Here is a 13,676-nt window from a genome sequence, read left to right on the forward strand (position 1 = left end):
CACCCAGTGCACCGAGTGAGGACCACAAGTGGAACTGGCTTATTACGCGGACTACGCCGTGCGCCTGGTGAACAGCGAGGAACCCGATCGCGGCACCGACGCGCTGACCGGCGTCGACGCCGTACGGGAGCTGTTCGGGCCCGGCGCGCACGCCGCGGCCCGCGCGGTGGAGGCGGACGTGCCCCGGCTGCGCGCGGTGCGCACCCGGCTGCGCGGCGTCTTCGAGGCCGCGGACGAGGGCGACGAGACCCGGGCGGTGAGCCTGCTCAACGCCCTGCTGCTGGAGTTCCCGGTCAGCCCGCAGGTCTCCGGCCACGACCCGGGCGACGGCGGCCGCCCCGCCTGGCACCTGCACCTGGCCGAGCAGGCCGCCAGCGCCACCGCCGGCTGGTCGGCCACCGCCTGCATGGGCCTGGCCGTCCAGCTCACCTCGCTCGGGGTGGACCGGCTCGGCATCTGCCAGGCCACCCCGTGCCGCAACGCCTACGTGGACACCTCGACCAACCGGTCGCGCCGCTACTGCTCCGACCGGTGCGCCACCCGGGCGAATGTCGCCGCCTACCGGGCCCGCAAACGCCTGGAGAGCGAGCGGTCCGGGCGCAACGGCCGTACGCACGAGGTCACCCAGGAGGCCGCCCCGGCCACGGAGCGCTGAAGCTCGCCCGGGGGCCGGAACCGCGCCCGGGCTCTGGCCAGCACCAGCTCGTCGGGGACGGTGCCGAAGTCCCGGCTGTCGTTCTCCACGAACGCGTTGTCACCGAGCACCCACCACCCCCCGTCGCGGCGCTCCACCGCCCGTTTGACGATCAGCAGGTCCTGCTGGAGCGGATGGCGCATCACCACGACGTCCCCCTCCCGCACCTGCTCGGCGCCGCTGCTGATCCGCTGGATCAGCAGCCAGTCCCCGTGCAGCAGCGTGGGTGCCATTGACGGACCGGTGACTTCCACGACCTGCCACGAAAACCGGGCCCCCTGCTCACGCATCCTTGCGCCTCCTGGTTCGCTCGTCCGCCAGCCCCAGGGTGACACCAGACTTTTGCCCTAAGCCACCTGGGGCACCCGAGAAAACGACTCGTCCAGGGAGTAATGTCCCACCTGGAAGACGATCACGAGGAAGGACGGCTGATGTTCACTCGCCTGTTCTCGCCCAGGGTTAAGGTAAGCGCCCACTGCGACCTGCCCTGCGGCGTCTACGACCCGGCCCAGGCCCGCATCGAGGCGGAGTCGGTCAAGGCCGTGCAGGAGAAGTACCAGGCCAACGAGGACGCGGACTTCCGCACCCGGGCCATCGTCATCAAGGAGCAGCGCGCGGAGCTCGCCAAGCACCACGTCTCGGTGCTGTGGAGCGACTACTTCAAGCCGCCGCACTTCGAGAAGTACCCGCAGCTCCACCAGCTCGTCAACGACACCCTCAAGGCGCTCAGCGCGGCCAAGGCCAGCAACGACCCGGCCACCGGCCAGAAGGCGCTGGAGCTGATCGCCGAGATCGACAAGATCTTCTGGGAGACCAAGCAGGCCTGACCCGGCCCTGCTCCGGTCGCCCCGGCCGCACGCTTCACCGTTCCGCCCGCCCCGCGGTGTGACTCACACCGCGGGGCGGTTCCGTCCCCACCCGTACGGCCCATAGGGTTCGGCCATGTTTTCCGTATACGCCGCGCGTTTCGATGCCGAGCACCCGCTGAGCGGACTTGAGCTGGGGGAGCGGCCCGCGCCGGAACGGCGCCAGAACTGGACCACGGTCACCGTCAAGGCGGCCTCCCTCAACCACCACGACCTGTGGACGCTGCGCGGGGTGGGGCTGGGCGAGGAGAGCCTGCCGATGATCCTCGGCTGCGACGCCGCCGGCCTGGACGAGGACGGCAACGAGGTCGTCGTCCACACGGTGATCGGGCAGAGCGGGCACGGGGTGGGCCCGCGCGAGCGGCGGTCCATCCTCACCGAGCGCTACCAGGGCACCTTCGCCGAGCAGGTCACCGTGCCGACCTGGAACGTGCTGCCCAAGCCCAAGGAGCTGTCCTTCGAGGAAGCGGCCTGCCTGCCCACCGCCTGGCTGACCGCCTACCGGATGCTGTTCACCAACGCCGGGGTACGGCCGGGCGACTCGGTGCTGGTGCAGGGCGCCGGCGGCGGGGTGGCCACCGCGGCGATCGTGCTCGGCAAGGCCGGCGGCCTGAAGGTCTACGCCACCAGCCGCGACGCGAGCAAGCGGGAGCGGGCGCTGGCCCTGGGCGCGCACGCCGTCCTCGAGCCCGGCGAGCGGCTGCCCGAGCGGGTGGACGCGGTGATCGAGACCGTGGGCGCGGCCACCTGGTCGCACTCGGTGAAGTCGCTGCGCCCCGGCGGCACCGTGGTGATCTGCGGTGCCACCAGCGGCTACAGCCCCAAGGCGGCCGAACTCAACCGGATCTTCTTCCTGGAGCTCAAGGTGGTCGGCTCGACCCTCGGCTCCAAGGACGAGCTCGCCGACCTGCTGTCCTTCTGCGCCCTGACCGGGGTGCGGCCGGTGATCGACACGGTGCTGCCGCTGGACCGGGCCCGGGAGGGCTTCGAAGTGATGGAGAAGGGCTCGCAGTTCGGCAAGGTCGTCTTCACCGTCTAGGTTTCTTCAGCGTGCGGGCGACGGCGCGGGCGAGCGGCCGGGCAACTGGCCCGGGCGGTCGACGATGCCGGTCGCCTTGCGCGTGTACGTCACGTTGGCGCGCGGGACGAGCGCGTACTGCGTACGCGATCCGAGATAGGCGTACGTCTTCGGGTCCAGGATCAGGAGTTCGCTGACCTGGGGCCCCAGCAGGAACGAGATGCCCACTCCCGGTCGGCCCAGCGCGTCCTTCACCGGACCGCCGGACAGCCGGGCCCCCGGGACCAGGGCCAGCGCGCGGTAGAGGGCGGCGCTGACGTGCGGCGGGATGGCCGGGACCGTCTCCAGGAGGATCAGGATGGTGCGGGCCGGGGGAGTCGGGGGGGTAACGATACCGATTTTGATCACCTTGCCGTCCTTGCCGCGCTTCAACTCGCCCATCGGGATCCGGTTGGCGAAGAACGGATCGGTCTGAAGCTCTTTCAGCAGCGCGTGCGGCTCGGTGGGCAGCGCGGACAGCTTCCGGTACGTCGTGCGGAGATCGCTGGTGAAGTCGACGGGCCGCCCCTCCCGCGAGAGCATGACGGCGTCGACGAAGACCTTGCCGTTGGTGCCGTCCTGGTGCGCGAAGTACTTTCCGTCGCCGCGGAACCACCGCGTCTCGGTCGTACAAGTGGGCTGACAGACGACGTCGCTCTCGTACAACCATTGCCGCGGGCCCGGCACCGGCTGCCGGGTGGCCTGCGCCGTGCGCGCCGCGGCGGCCAGGACCGTCTGGACGGTCTGCGTGCCGGGGCCGCCGTCGGCCGCCCCGCCGGGTCCGGCCCCGCGCGGCAAGAAGGTGAGGACGCCCGCGGCGACCGCGGCGGCGGTCGCCCCTGCGACGAGGCCGCGCCGCAGGGCCCGGCTGCGGGGGAACCAGATACGCGGGAAGCGGTCCGGAGCCGGTGCCGTCTCGGCCCTCGCCGCGGCCATCAGCCGCCAGCGGCCGGCGGCCAGTTGCGAGGTGTCCGCGGCGGGCGCGTCGGCACGCAGTGCGCGCAGCGCGGTCAGTTCGGTCGGCTCAGCCACGGTCGGTCTCCTGCGCGTCGTCGTCGGTCAGGGTGGGGTTGACGCCGCCCAGGGCGGCGCGCATCTTCGTACGGGCCCGGTTCAGCCGGGAGCGGACGGTGCCGAGCGGGATCGCGAGGGCGGCCGCCACCTCCTCGTACGAGAAGTCGGCCCAGGCGATCAGCAGCAGCACGTGCCGGTCGCGGTCGTTGAGGCCGCGCAGCGCGGCGGCCAGCGCGGCCCCCGAGGCTGCCGCGGCGACCTGCGTGTCGACCGTGTCGGACCAGGACTGGGCGACCGGGTCGACGCCCGTCCGCGCCAGCGCCCGGTAGGCCCGCAGCTCGGACCGGCGGTGCCTGCTGATGAGGTTCGCGGCGATGCCGTACAGCCAGGGCCTGGCCTCGGACCGGCTGGTGTCGTACCGGTGACGCTGCTGAAAGGCGATCAGGAAGGTCTCGCCGACCACGTCCTCGGCCAGACCCGCGCCGAGCCGGCGCAGCACATACCGGTGCAGGCCGCCGGCATGCCGGTCGTACAGCTCGGCGAACGCCTCGGGTTCCGCAAGCGACCTGACGATCAGTTCGGCGTCATCGCCTTGCGCCGCCCTCGGTGGGTGCCCGATGGGGACGATCACATGGACTCCGTTTCTCGGGGGGAATCCTCCGAGCGCCCCGTCGGCGCCCACCCCTTGTTGCCCGAAGTCCCGATGGGGGTTCACGGTGTCCTGCGGCGACGTGCGGACGGTACCGGAGTGTGCCGGGCGTGTGCCCGGGCCCGTGAAGGGCGGGTGGCCCGTGCTCGGGGACGACCCCGGCACGGTTCACGGTGCCGTGCGCGGCGCCCGCGCGGTACGGGAAGCACGCCGGACCTGTGCGCGGGGCGCGGACGCCGGCGCGCGCGGGCACGACCCGCCCCGGGCTGCCCCAGTTGCCCGCGGGGGCTGTTCGTGCCGCCTCGTGGCGTCGCCGTTGCCCTGGAGCGCCACGCCGTCGGCCGTGTGCCCAGGCCTCCCGGTGTTGCCGGGCCGAGCTACCCCCGGCCGCTCCCGCCACCCGGGCCGTCCTCACCTCCCGCGCCGCCCCCTTCGCCGTGCAGCGCCGCCGCGATGTGGGCCGCCGTTGCCTTCAGGTGGCGGCGGACCTGGCGGAGTTGGGTGTCGGTCACGCCGCGGTCGCGGGCGGTGTCGCGGATGTCGTCGCGGAAGCGGTCGAGGAGGCGTTCCAGGTCGCGCAGGGGGTTCGTGGAGGGCGGGGTGTCGTCCGGCTCCCGGTCGGCGTCCGAGGTGTCCTTGGCGTTGGGGGGCTGTTCGGCCGTGGCCTGGCCCCATGCGTCGCCGGAGGTGGACGGGGTGTCCGGGCGCATACCGAACTGGCCCAGTTCCCGGGTGAGTTCGGCAAGACCCTCGCGCAGCCCGGTCTGCCAGTCGCCGTTGCGGGCGTGGGTCTGGACCTGGTCCTGGACCTGGCGGGCGATGCGCTGCACCTCGTCGCGGGCGCTGTCCACCGCCTCGCGGGCCGCCCGGGCCTGTTGGCGGGCGTCACGCGCCTCCTCCTTGGCGCGCCGGCTGTCCTCCTTGGCCCGCTGGGCCTGCTCGCGCCACTCCTGGCCGGGCCGGCCGGAGTCCCGGGTCTGCTGCGCCGCGGCCCGCACCTCCCGGCGCAGGTCGCCCGCCGCGCCCCGGACGTCCTCGCGGATCTCCGCGGCCAGCGCCGAGACCGACTCGCGGATCTCCGCCTCCAGGCCGGCCATCTCCTCGGCGCGCGAGGCCAGTTCGGCCCGCCCCGCGTCGGTGAGCGCGTACACCTTCCGGCCGCCCTCGGTGGAGTGGGTGACCAGGCCCTCCTTCTCCAGCTTGGCCAGCCGCGGGTAGACCGTGCCGGCCGAGGGCGCGTACAGCCCCTGGAAGCGCTCCTCCAGCAGCCGGATCACCTCGTACCCGTGGCGCGGCGACTCGTCCAGCAGCTTCAGCAGGTACAGCCGCAGCCGTCCGTGCGCGAAGACCGGGGCCATCTCAGACCTCCTTACGGAATGAGGGCGCCGACGGTTCGGTGCCGGGTCCGCCGTCGTCGTCGCCGCGGCCGTCCCCGTCCCACGCCCCGTCCATGTCCTCCAGCGGCGGGCGGCGCAGCAGCGCGATCGCGCCGGAGACGGTGGTGGCCTTCAGCCGGGCCGCGCCGCTGCCGATCCGGCCGCTGATCCGCCGGGCCCCCCACTGCCCGGTCACGTCCAGCTCGGCGAAGGCGCAGGACGCCTTGCCGCTGGTGGTGGTCGCGTCGACCTCGGCGTTGCCGGGCTCGGGGATGCGGACGGCCACGTCGCCGGAGACGGTGGTCAGGTGCACGTCGGCGCCGGCGCCCGGGTCCAGGTCCAGCACGATCGACCCGCTCACCGAGTCCGCCCGGACCTGCGACCCGCTGCCCTCGACCACGGTGAGGTCACCGGAGACCGTACTGAACCGCAGGTCGCCCGACAGCGACTGGGCCTCGACGTTGCCGCCCACCGTGTTCGCCTGCACCGGGCCGGACAGGGCCACCAGGGTGGTGTCGCCGTTCACGCCCTTGACGCTGGTCGGGCCGGAGATCCCGGAGACCACCGCGGCCGCGCCGACCACGCCCACCTCCACCTGCGTGTGCTGCGGCACCGCGAGCGAGACCACCGCGTGCCGCTGCCAGCCCTTGCGGTCCAGCCACTTCAGGAAGCCCTTCCACGGCAGGTCGTCGTAGCCGACGGTGAGGGTGGACCCGCTGAGCCGGATCTTCAGCGGCTGCCCGGTGACCTCGGTGACCTCCAGCCGGGCCGGGCCGCCGTCGGTGCCCACCACGTTGACCGCGCCGTTGACCAGCCGGACGTTCAGGGTGTCCACCGGCTCGTCGAAGACGAAGGTCTCCGGCTCCGCGACGGTCCGCTCCGACATGCTCATCGTGCCCTCCTGGCCGGCTCCGGCTGCGACGGTGACCGGGCAACGCAACATATCGCGTCTCCCTGAGAGACACGATATATCGCGTACTGCGGAAGTCAAGCGGAGGGGCCACCGAACAGGCCGGAGGGGCCACCGCGCCGGTCGTACGGCGGCGGTGTCACTTCTGGGTCACTCCTCGGTGAAGCCGCTCCCGAACCCCTCGGCCTCCTCGTCGTCGTCCTCGGCCTCGTCGAGCCTGGCCAGCCAGGTGGCCAGTCGTTCCACCGGGATCTCGAACTCGGGATTGAGGTCGACGAACTCCCGCAGGCGGTCGGCGAGCCACTCGAGGGTGACCTCCTCCTCGCCGCGCCGGTCGGCCAGTTCCTCGATGCCGCGGTCGGTGAAGTACAAGATCTGCTCCGGAACAGGGATGGGACGGTCGGGGGACGGGGAAGAACAGCCCAGAAACAGTCCACGAACAGGGACGGGACGAGACGGGACGTACACGGAAAGGATAGGCAGGTCCCCGGGGCGGTCGCGCCCGCCGGGGGCGGCCGGTTAGCCTTCCGGTACGACCTGGCAGCGGGGGGAATGAGGGCGCGATGGCCGCGACCGGAGCAGGGCCGGCGCCGGGGGGCGCACGGTGACTCCCGCGGGCGGACCGGACGAGCCGGTCGACCCCGCCGAGATCCTGGTGCCCCTGGTCGGCGCCGCCACCGTACGCATCCATGGCCCGCAGCCGGGGAATCCTCTGCGCGGCAGCGGTTTCTTCGTCGCCCCGGGCTGGGTGCTCACCTGCGCCCACGTGGCGCTGGCCGGTCAGGAGGAGTCCGTGGGGGCGGCCCGCAGGGTGACCATCGGCTACGGCGACGCACTGCTCGGCGGCGTCGTGGAATGGGCCGACCCCGATGTGCCGCCCGGCGCCGACCCCGGCCACTGGCCCGCCCCCGACCTGGCCCTGGTCCGCCTGCTGGACCACGTCGAGCACCCCTGCGTCTGGCTCACCGAACGCACCGCCAAGGGCTACACCACCAACCAGGTCGCCTTCTTCGGCTGGATCGACATGGACGGCGAGCTGTACGAGTACAACGGCCGCTGCACCATCAGCGGCCAGCTCGGCGCCGGCAGCGGCGGCATATTGAAGCTCGGCAACGAGGACGAGATGCCCCGCGGCGTGTCCGGCGGCCCGGTGGTGGACCTGGTGCGCGGCGAGGTCATCGGCGTGCTCAAGGCCCGCCGCAGCGCCCGGGACGGCGGACTGGCCGTCGGCATCCAGCAATTACGCAAGCTGCCGGTGGCCAAGGACCCGCAGGACGATCTCTACCACCGGGTGATGACCGCCCACGACCTGCACCACGCCGACCGCCACTCCTTCGCCCCGGGCAACGAGATCACTTGGACCGACGCGCACGCCGAGATCGGTGCCTCGGCCGGCCGCGCGCTCACCCCCGGCAGCCGCACCCACCTGCTGGGCCTGCTCGCCCAGCTCCCGCCGCCGGCCGGTGCCCGCGGCGTCCAGGACATCGTCACCGAGGTGCGCGGCAGCCCGGTCCAGGGCATCCCGCTGGCCCCCCGCGCCTGGCGCGACGGCCTCGGCCTGCTCTACGACCTGCGGCGCGGCTCGACCGAACTGGAGGCGGTGCTGCGCTACGCCGTGCACGCCGCCACCGCCGACCGCTCGCACCCCGCCGACGAGGCCGCCGAACGCGCCCTGTGGCGCTGGGCCCAGGACACCGCCGCCGAATCCCCGGACCTGACCCGGATCTTCCGCACCACCTTGATGGAGGAACGCCGCACCCGGCTGCGCTCGCGCGGCGCCGTCACCCTGGAGCGCCTGCCCGCCCACCGGCCCCGTACCGAGGCACTGCTGGAGATCATCCCGCGCGGCTGGGAGCCCGGCCGCTACGACTGGCGGGTGTGCGTGGTGCCGGTCAACGGCGAAGTGGACTGCGTGGACGAGGACTTCCACGGCACCGCTATCACCGACCTGCCCGGGCGGCTGGCCGAACCGCTCGCCGAGGCGTTCCGCCGCTGCGACGAGCCCGGCCACACCGCGACCCTGCAACTCGCCGTCCCCGGCGCCCTGGTGGGCCTGGCCGCCGACACCTGGCAGCTGCGTCCCGGCGCCCGCGTGCTGGGCGCCGACCGGCCCGTCGTCACCCGCCGCACCGACCTGCCGCCGGACGAGGACCCGGCCGTCACCGCCGAGCGCCAGGACCGCTGGCGCGCCCAGCACCAGCGCCGGCTCGCCCCCGAGGTGCTGGACTGCGACGAGGCCGAGAGCGGCCCGCTGCCGGAGGACCCCGAACTGCGCGAGCTGACCCACGAGTGCGTGCCGGTGCTCTGCCGCAGCGCGATCACCGCGCCCCAGGTGCTGCACCGGCTGGTGGCCGGTGGTCACTCCGTCGCGCTGTGGCGCCGCGAACCCGTCCCGCCGCAGGAGCCGTGCGCCGACTACCACCGCGGGATCGAGCGCACCGTCCGCGGGGCCCGTACCGCCGGCGGCCTGCCCGCGGCGCTGGCCGCCCTGCGCTCCGACCTGGCCGACGGCGCCCCCGAGGCGTACTGGTCGGCCGGCCTCATGCTGCTCTACGACGACCCCACCAGGCCCCTACCCGGAACCGACGAACTGCTGGAGACTCCATGAAGGACACGATGGACAGGCAGAGGGACAGGCAGAGGGACAGGGCACGCAGGCCGGCTGCGCGGGGACGCCAGGGGGCGGCGCGATGACCGATCTCAACGGGACCAACGGGACCGACCCGGCCGGCGAGTGGCTGATCTACCGCGGCACCGGCGAGCCGCACACCGGCATCGAGGACCTGCCCGAGCCCCCGCCCTGGCGGGACTTCGACGGCGCCCCGCTGGTCGAGCGGGGCCCCGGCCCGGACAGCTCCTCGGCCCGCCGGCTCGGCGCCTACCGGCACATGGCCGAGATGCACCGCCCCAGCCCCGAGGAGCTGGAGATGGTCAACGCGGCGCTCTACCTGCGCCGCCCGCTGCTGGTCACCGGCAGTCCCGGCACCGGCAAGAGCACCCTCGCGCACGCGGTCGCGTACGAACTGGGCCTGGGCCGCGTGCTGCACTGGCCGATCGTCAGCCGCAGCATGCTCCAGGACGGCCTGTACCGCTACGACGCCATCGCCCGGCTCCAGGACACCCAGATCGCCGCGAACTCCGGCACCCCGGTGCCCGGCGGCATCGGCAGCTACATCCGGCTCGGCCCGCTGGGCACCGCGCTGCTGCCCACCGCCAAGCCGCGCGTGCTGCTCATCGACGAGCTGGACAAGAGCGACATCGACCTCCCCAACGACCTGCTCAACGTGATGGAGGAAGGCGAGTTCGGCATCCCCGAACTGGAACGCCTGGCCGAACGCGAGCCGCACGTCGAGGTCCTCACCGACGACGGCGCCAAGGTCGTGGTCAACGACGGCCGCGTCCGCTGCCGCGCCTTCCCCTTCGTGGTCCTCACCAGCAACGGGGAGCGGGACTTCCCGCCGCCGCTGCTGCGCCGCTGCATCCACCTGGAACTGGGCCGCCCCGATCACAAGCGGCTGTCCACGGTGGTGCGCGCCCACCTCGGCGACGAGGCCGCCACCGTCGGCGACGACCTGGTCAAGCGGTTCCTGGAACGCTCGCGCAGCGAACTGCTGGCCACCGACCAGCTGCTCAACGCGATCTACCTGACCCACCACGCCGCCCCGCCCACCCGCTCCCGGCTGGCCGACATGCTCATCCAGCGGCTCGACCGGCCAAGGTGACGCGCCATGGCCGCCACACCCCCCGTGCCCGAGCCGCCGCCCGAGCAGGGCCGGCCGCCTGAGCCGGACCGGACGCCCGATCCGGCGGACCGGTCGGCGCCGGCCGAGCGGGACCCGCTGGCCCAAGTGGTCTTCGCGCTGACCCAGGCCGGCCTGGACCCGGGCGACGTCGAGCTCGCCGACGCCCTGTGGCTGGCCCGCTGGTCCCGCCCGACCGGCGGTACGGGACCGGCCGGGGCGCACCACGAGCGCGGCCAGGACCCCGGCCACACCCCGCCGCACGGCTTCCAGCGCGGCCTGGAGCACGACACCGAGGGCCAGGGCGTCCCGCTCGCCCCCACCCCGCCGCTGTTCGGCGACGACGCCATGGTCAGCCTCTACCCCGGCGGCGGCGTCCCCGGCCGGGCCCGCACGGCCGGCGGCGCGGGTGCCATCGGCGTCGCCGTACCCGAGGCCGGCACCCTGCCCCGGCTGCTCGAACTCCAGGCCGCCCTGCGGCCGTTGCAGCGCTACCACAGCCCGGCCCTGCCCAGGCGCGAGGAGCTGGACGAGTCCGCCACCGCCGAACGCTCCGCCCGCGCCGCCGGGTTGCTGCTGCCGGTCTTCCGCCCGGTCTCCCGCGGCAACGCCGGCATGCAGCTGCTGATGGACGCCTCCTCCTCGATGTACGTGTGGGAGCGGATGCTGCGCGAACTCGGCGGCGTCTTCGAACGCCTCGGCGCCTTCCACGAGGTGCAGGTCCGCTACCTGCACGAGACCCCGGAGGGCGTGCCCGCGGTCAGCGGCCGCTTCGACCCCGAACCGGCCGCCCTGCGCTCGGCCGAACAGCTCAGCGACCCCACCGGCCGCCGGATCACCCTGCTGGTCAGCGACTGCGCCGGCCCGCTGTGGCGGTCCGGCCAGGCGCACCGGCTGCTGCACCGCCTGGCCCGGCACGGCCCGGTCGCCGTCCTCCAGCCGCTGCCCGCCCGGCTGTGGAACCGTACCCGGCTGCCCGTCTCGTACGGCGTCCTGCACCGCGCCGAGGGCCTGGTGCCCTCCTCACCGCTGCGGTTCTCGGCCGGCACCGCGGGCGCCACCGCCTCGGCCGTCCCCGGCGCCCTCCCCGTACCCGTGCTGCCGCCCACCGCCCAGGCCCTGGGCGCCTGGGCGCGGCTGCTGGCCGGCACCGGCGCCACCGAGGTGCCCGCCGCCGTCGGCTGGGTCCGCCCCGACCAGCCCGCCACCCACACCGCGCCGCGCCGCGCCACCGTCCCCGCGCCCGCCCTGGTCGGCCGGTTCCGCTCGGCCGCCTCGCCCGCCGCCGCCCAGCTCGCCGTCTACCTGGCCGCCGCCCCGCTCTTCCTGCCCGTCATGCAGCTCGTCCAGCGCACCATGCTGCCCGACTCCGGCCCCGCCGAACTCGCCGAAGTCCTGCTGGGCGGGCTGGTGATGCGGGCCAAGAGCGACGACCACCGCTGGTACGAGTTCGCCGACGGCGTCCGCGACGTACTCCTCGGCCCGCTCGGCCGGGACGAGGCGCTGCTGGTGCTCAAGCACTGCTCGGAATACGTCGAGCAGCGCTTCGGCAAGGCCGGTCCCAACTTCCCGGCCCTGGCCATCACCCAGCTCACCGAGGGACCCGGCGACAGCATGGCGGACGCGGCGGTACGTACCGCCGTCCAGGAGGCCGCCCGCGCCACCGCCGCCCGCGAGGCGGCCCGCGCCGAGGAGACCGTCACCTTCGTCGCCGAGTCCCCGCAGCCCTTCGCCGAGGTCGCCGCCCGGGTCCTGGAACGCTTCATGCCGGTGCCGGACAGCGGCCACGACAAGACCACCCACCTGGGCCGGCCCTCCACGGTGGTGCGCCGGGCCCGGGAACTGGCCGCCCGGTTCGTCGCCGAGGGCATGGTGCAGAACCTGCTGGACGCCGTCCAGTTGCTGCGCCTGGCCGCCGCCCGGGAGCGGGTACCCGGCCTGGACCCCGAGCTGTGGAGCGAACTGGCCCAGCAGCTCATCACCTTGTGGCGGCTGCGCGGCGGCGCCGACCTGCTGCGCGAGGCCCAGGAGGCGGCCGAGGCCGCCGCCGCCCACCCCGGCTCGGTGCCCGCCCGTGCCGTACGCGGCCGGGTCTACCAGGCCGCCGCCGAGGACCGCGCCGCCGCCGGTGACACCCGCGGCGCCCTGGAACTGCTGCGCCGCGCCGACCGGGAGTTCACCGCCGTGTGCGCCGCGCCCGGCCTGGACCCCGCCGGACTGCTGGACGCCACCCTGGAACGGGTCCGGGTGCTGGAGGCCCAGTGGCAGCTCAGCGGCGACGCCGGGCTGCTCCAGGAGACCGTCGGCATCCTCGAGGCGTTCGCCGACTCCCTGCCGCCGGGCGAACCGCGCCCCAGCGACCTGTCCCTCACCTTCGGCCGGGCCCTGCTGCGGCTGGCCGGGGCCGCCCGGGACCGCGGGCGCGCCCAGTCCTACGCCGCACAGGCCGCCACCGCCTACGCCGCCGCGCTCGACGCCCTGGAACGCGCCGAGGCCGAGCCCGAGCCGCGCATCGCCGCCACCCTCGCCCTGGTCGACGCCCTGCTGCTGGCCGGCGGCCGGCTGTCCGAGGCCCAGCGGCTGGTCGACCGGGCCCTCGGCGAGACCCGGGACCGGCTGGTGCGGGCCACCATACTGGTCCGGGCCGGCCGGATCCGGGTCGCCCGGCACACCGCCGGCGGCCCGCCCGGCGAACTCGAGGCCGCGGCCGGGCGGTTCGCCGAAGCCTGCCGCCTCACCCCGCGCGACCAGCGGGACTACCCCGACCTGGTGGCCGAGTGGGGCGACACCCTGCTCGGCCGGGCCGCGCTCCCCGGCGGCGAAGCCTTCGTCAACCGGGCGGTGTCCGTACTGCGCGAGTGCCGCACCCAGACCCCGGAGAGTGACCCCCGGCTGCCCGCGCGCCTGTTGATGCTGGGCAGTGCGCTGGTGCTGCGCTACAAGACCGAACAGGACCTGGTGGACCTGCGCGAGGCCGAACACGTCCTCGGCCTTGCCGCCCAGGGCGCGACCGACCCCGCGCAGACCGCCCGCATCTGGTTCGAGCTCGGCGAGTCCCACCGCCTCGGCTACCTGCACGCCCGCCGCCCCGAACGCCTCGACCAGGCCGCCGACGCCTACCGCCGGGCCGCCGAGGCCGCCGCCGCTGCCGCCCCCGACGCCGCCGAACCCGCCCCCCTCCTCCGCCTGTCCGCCCGCGCCCACCACTCGCGCGGCGTCGTCTACGAGGAGGCCCGCCGCCCCCGCGCCGCCGCCGACGCCTACCGCGCCGCCCTCGCCCAATGGCGCAACCTCCCCGACGACGGCGCCCCCGACGCGGCCGCCACCGCCGAACGCCTGGCCCACCTCTCCCGCCCGGACTGACCCTTTC

The 13,676-nt window shown here is 74.5% G+C and carries 12 protein-coding genes; 6 read left to right on the top strand and 6 right to left on the bottom strand.

The window, feature by feature from the left end; translation table 11 throughout:
• Positions 1-28: 28 nt before the first annotated feature.
• The gene (locus tag ITX44_RS03440) at positions 29-655 is read left to right on the top strand and encodes a CGNR zinc finger domain-containing protein (protein WP_205355486.1); all 627 of its coding nucleotides are present in this window, start codon (positions 29-31) and stop codon (positions 653-655) included.
• Here ITX44_RS03440 and sodX read toward each other — a convergent pair.
• On the bottom strand, positions 559-984 hold the full coding sequence (gene sodX, locus ITX44_RS03445) for a nickel-type superoxide dismutase maturation protease (protein ID WP_205355487.1): 426 nt from the start codon (positions 982-984) through the stop codon (positions 559-561). The genes ITX44_RS03440 and sodX overlap by 97 nt on opposite strands.
• A 141-nt stretch (positions 985-1,125) precedes the next feature.
• Here sodX and sodN point away from each other — a divergent pair, with 141 nt between their 5' ends.
• Positions 1,126-1,521 carry a superoxide dismutase, Ni gene (sodN, locus tag ITX44_RS03450; protein ID WP_205355844.1) on the top strand — a complete coding sequence of 132 codons (396 nt, stop codon included), beginning with the start codon at positions 1,126-1,128 and terminating at the stop codon, positions 1,519-1,521.
• A gap of 115 nt (positions 1,522-1,636) precedes the next feature.
• Positions 1,637-2,599 carry a zinc-binding dehydrogenase gene (locus tag ITX44_RS03455; protein WP_205355488.1) on the top strand — a complete coding sequence of 321 codons (963 nt, stop codon included), beginning with the start codon at positions 1,637-1,639 and terminating at the stop codon, positions 2,597-2,599.
• A 6-nt stretch (positions 2,600-2,605) separates the two neighbouring features.
• On the opposite strand, the gene ITX44_RS03460 is transcribed toward ITX44_RS03455, so the two are convergent.
• The 5 genes from ITX44_RS03460 to ITX44_RS03480 form a co-directional block, all read right to left on the bottom strand.
• Positions 2,606-3,649, bottom strand: coding sequence for a CU044_5270 family protein (locus ITX44_RS03460; protein WP_205355489.1), 1,044 nt, complete (start codon positions 3,647-3,649; stop codon positions 2,606-2,608).
• On the bottom strand, positions 3,642-4,262 hold the full coding sequence (locus tag ITX44_RS03465; RefSeq protein WP_307795073.1) for an RNA polymerase sigma factor: 621 nt from the start codon (positions 4,260-4,262) through the stop codon (positions 3,642-3,644). Before ITX44_RS03465 ends, ITX44_RS03460 begins: the two co-directional genes overlap by 8 nt.
• 395 nt (positions 4,263-4,657) lie before the next feature.
• Positions 4,658-5,638 (bottom strand): PadR family transcriptional regulator, encoded by a 981-nt coding sequence (locus tag ITX44_RS03470; protein ID WP_205355490.1) that lies wholly within the window; start codon positions 5,636-5,638, stop codon positions 4,658-4,660.
• A 1-nt stretch (position 5,639) separates the two neighbouring features.
• Positions 5,640-6,542, bottom strand: coding sequence for a DUF4097 family beta strand repeat-containing protein (locus tag ITX44_RS03475; protein ID WP_205355846.1), 903 nt, complete (start codon positions 6,540-6,542; stop codon positions 5,640-5,642).
• Between the two features lie 174 nt (positions 6,543-6,716).
• Positions 6,717-6,938 carry a DUF6104 family protein gene (locus tag ITX44_RS03480; protein WP_205355491.1) on the bottom strand — a complete coding sequence of 74 codons (222 nt, stop codon included), beginning with the start codon at positions 6,936-6,938 and terminating at the stop codon, positions 6,717-6,719.
• Positions 6,939-7,170: 232 nt separating this feature from the next.
• On the opposite strand from ITX44_RS03480, the gene ITX44_RS42040 reads away from it, so the two are divergent.
• The 3 genes from ITX44_RS42040 (at position 7,171) to ITX44_RS03495 (ending at position 13,669) form a co-directional block, all read left to right on the top strand.
• A complete protein-coding gene (locus ITX44_RS42040) occupies positions 7,171-9,174 on the top strand; it encodes a VMAP-C domain-containing protein (protein ID WP_205355492.1) in 2,004 nt (667 codons plus the stop codon).
• Between the two features lie 82 nt (positions 9,175-9,256).
• Complete coding sequence (locus tag ITX44_RS03490) at positions 9,257-10,288, top strand: MoxR family ATPase (RefSeq protein WP_205355493.1); 1,032 nt, start codon at positions 9,257-9,259, stop codon at positions 10,286-10,288.
• Between the two features lie 6 nt (positions 10,289-10,294).
• Positions 10,295-13,669, top strand: coding sequence for an SAV_2336 N-terminal domain-related protein (locus tag ITX44_RS03495; RefSeq protein WP_236060004.1), 3,375 nt, complete (start codon positions 10,295-10,297; stop codon positions 13,667-13,669).
• Positions 13,670-13,676: the final 7 nt, after the last annotated feature.

It is taken from the genome of Actinacidiphila acididurans (assembly GCF_016918855.1).
GTDB lineage: Bacteria > Actinomycetota > Actinomycetes > Streptomycetales > Streptomycetaceae > Actinacidiphila > Actinacidiphila acididurans.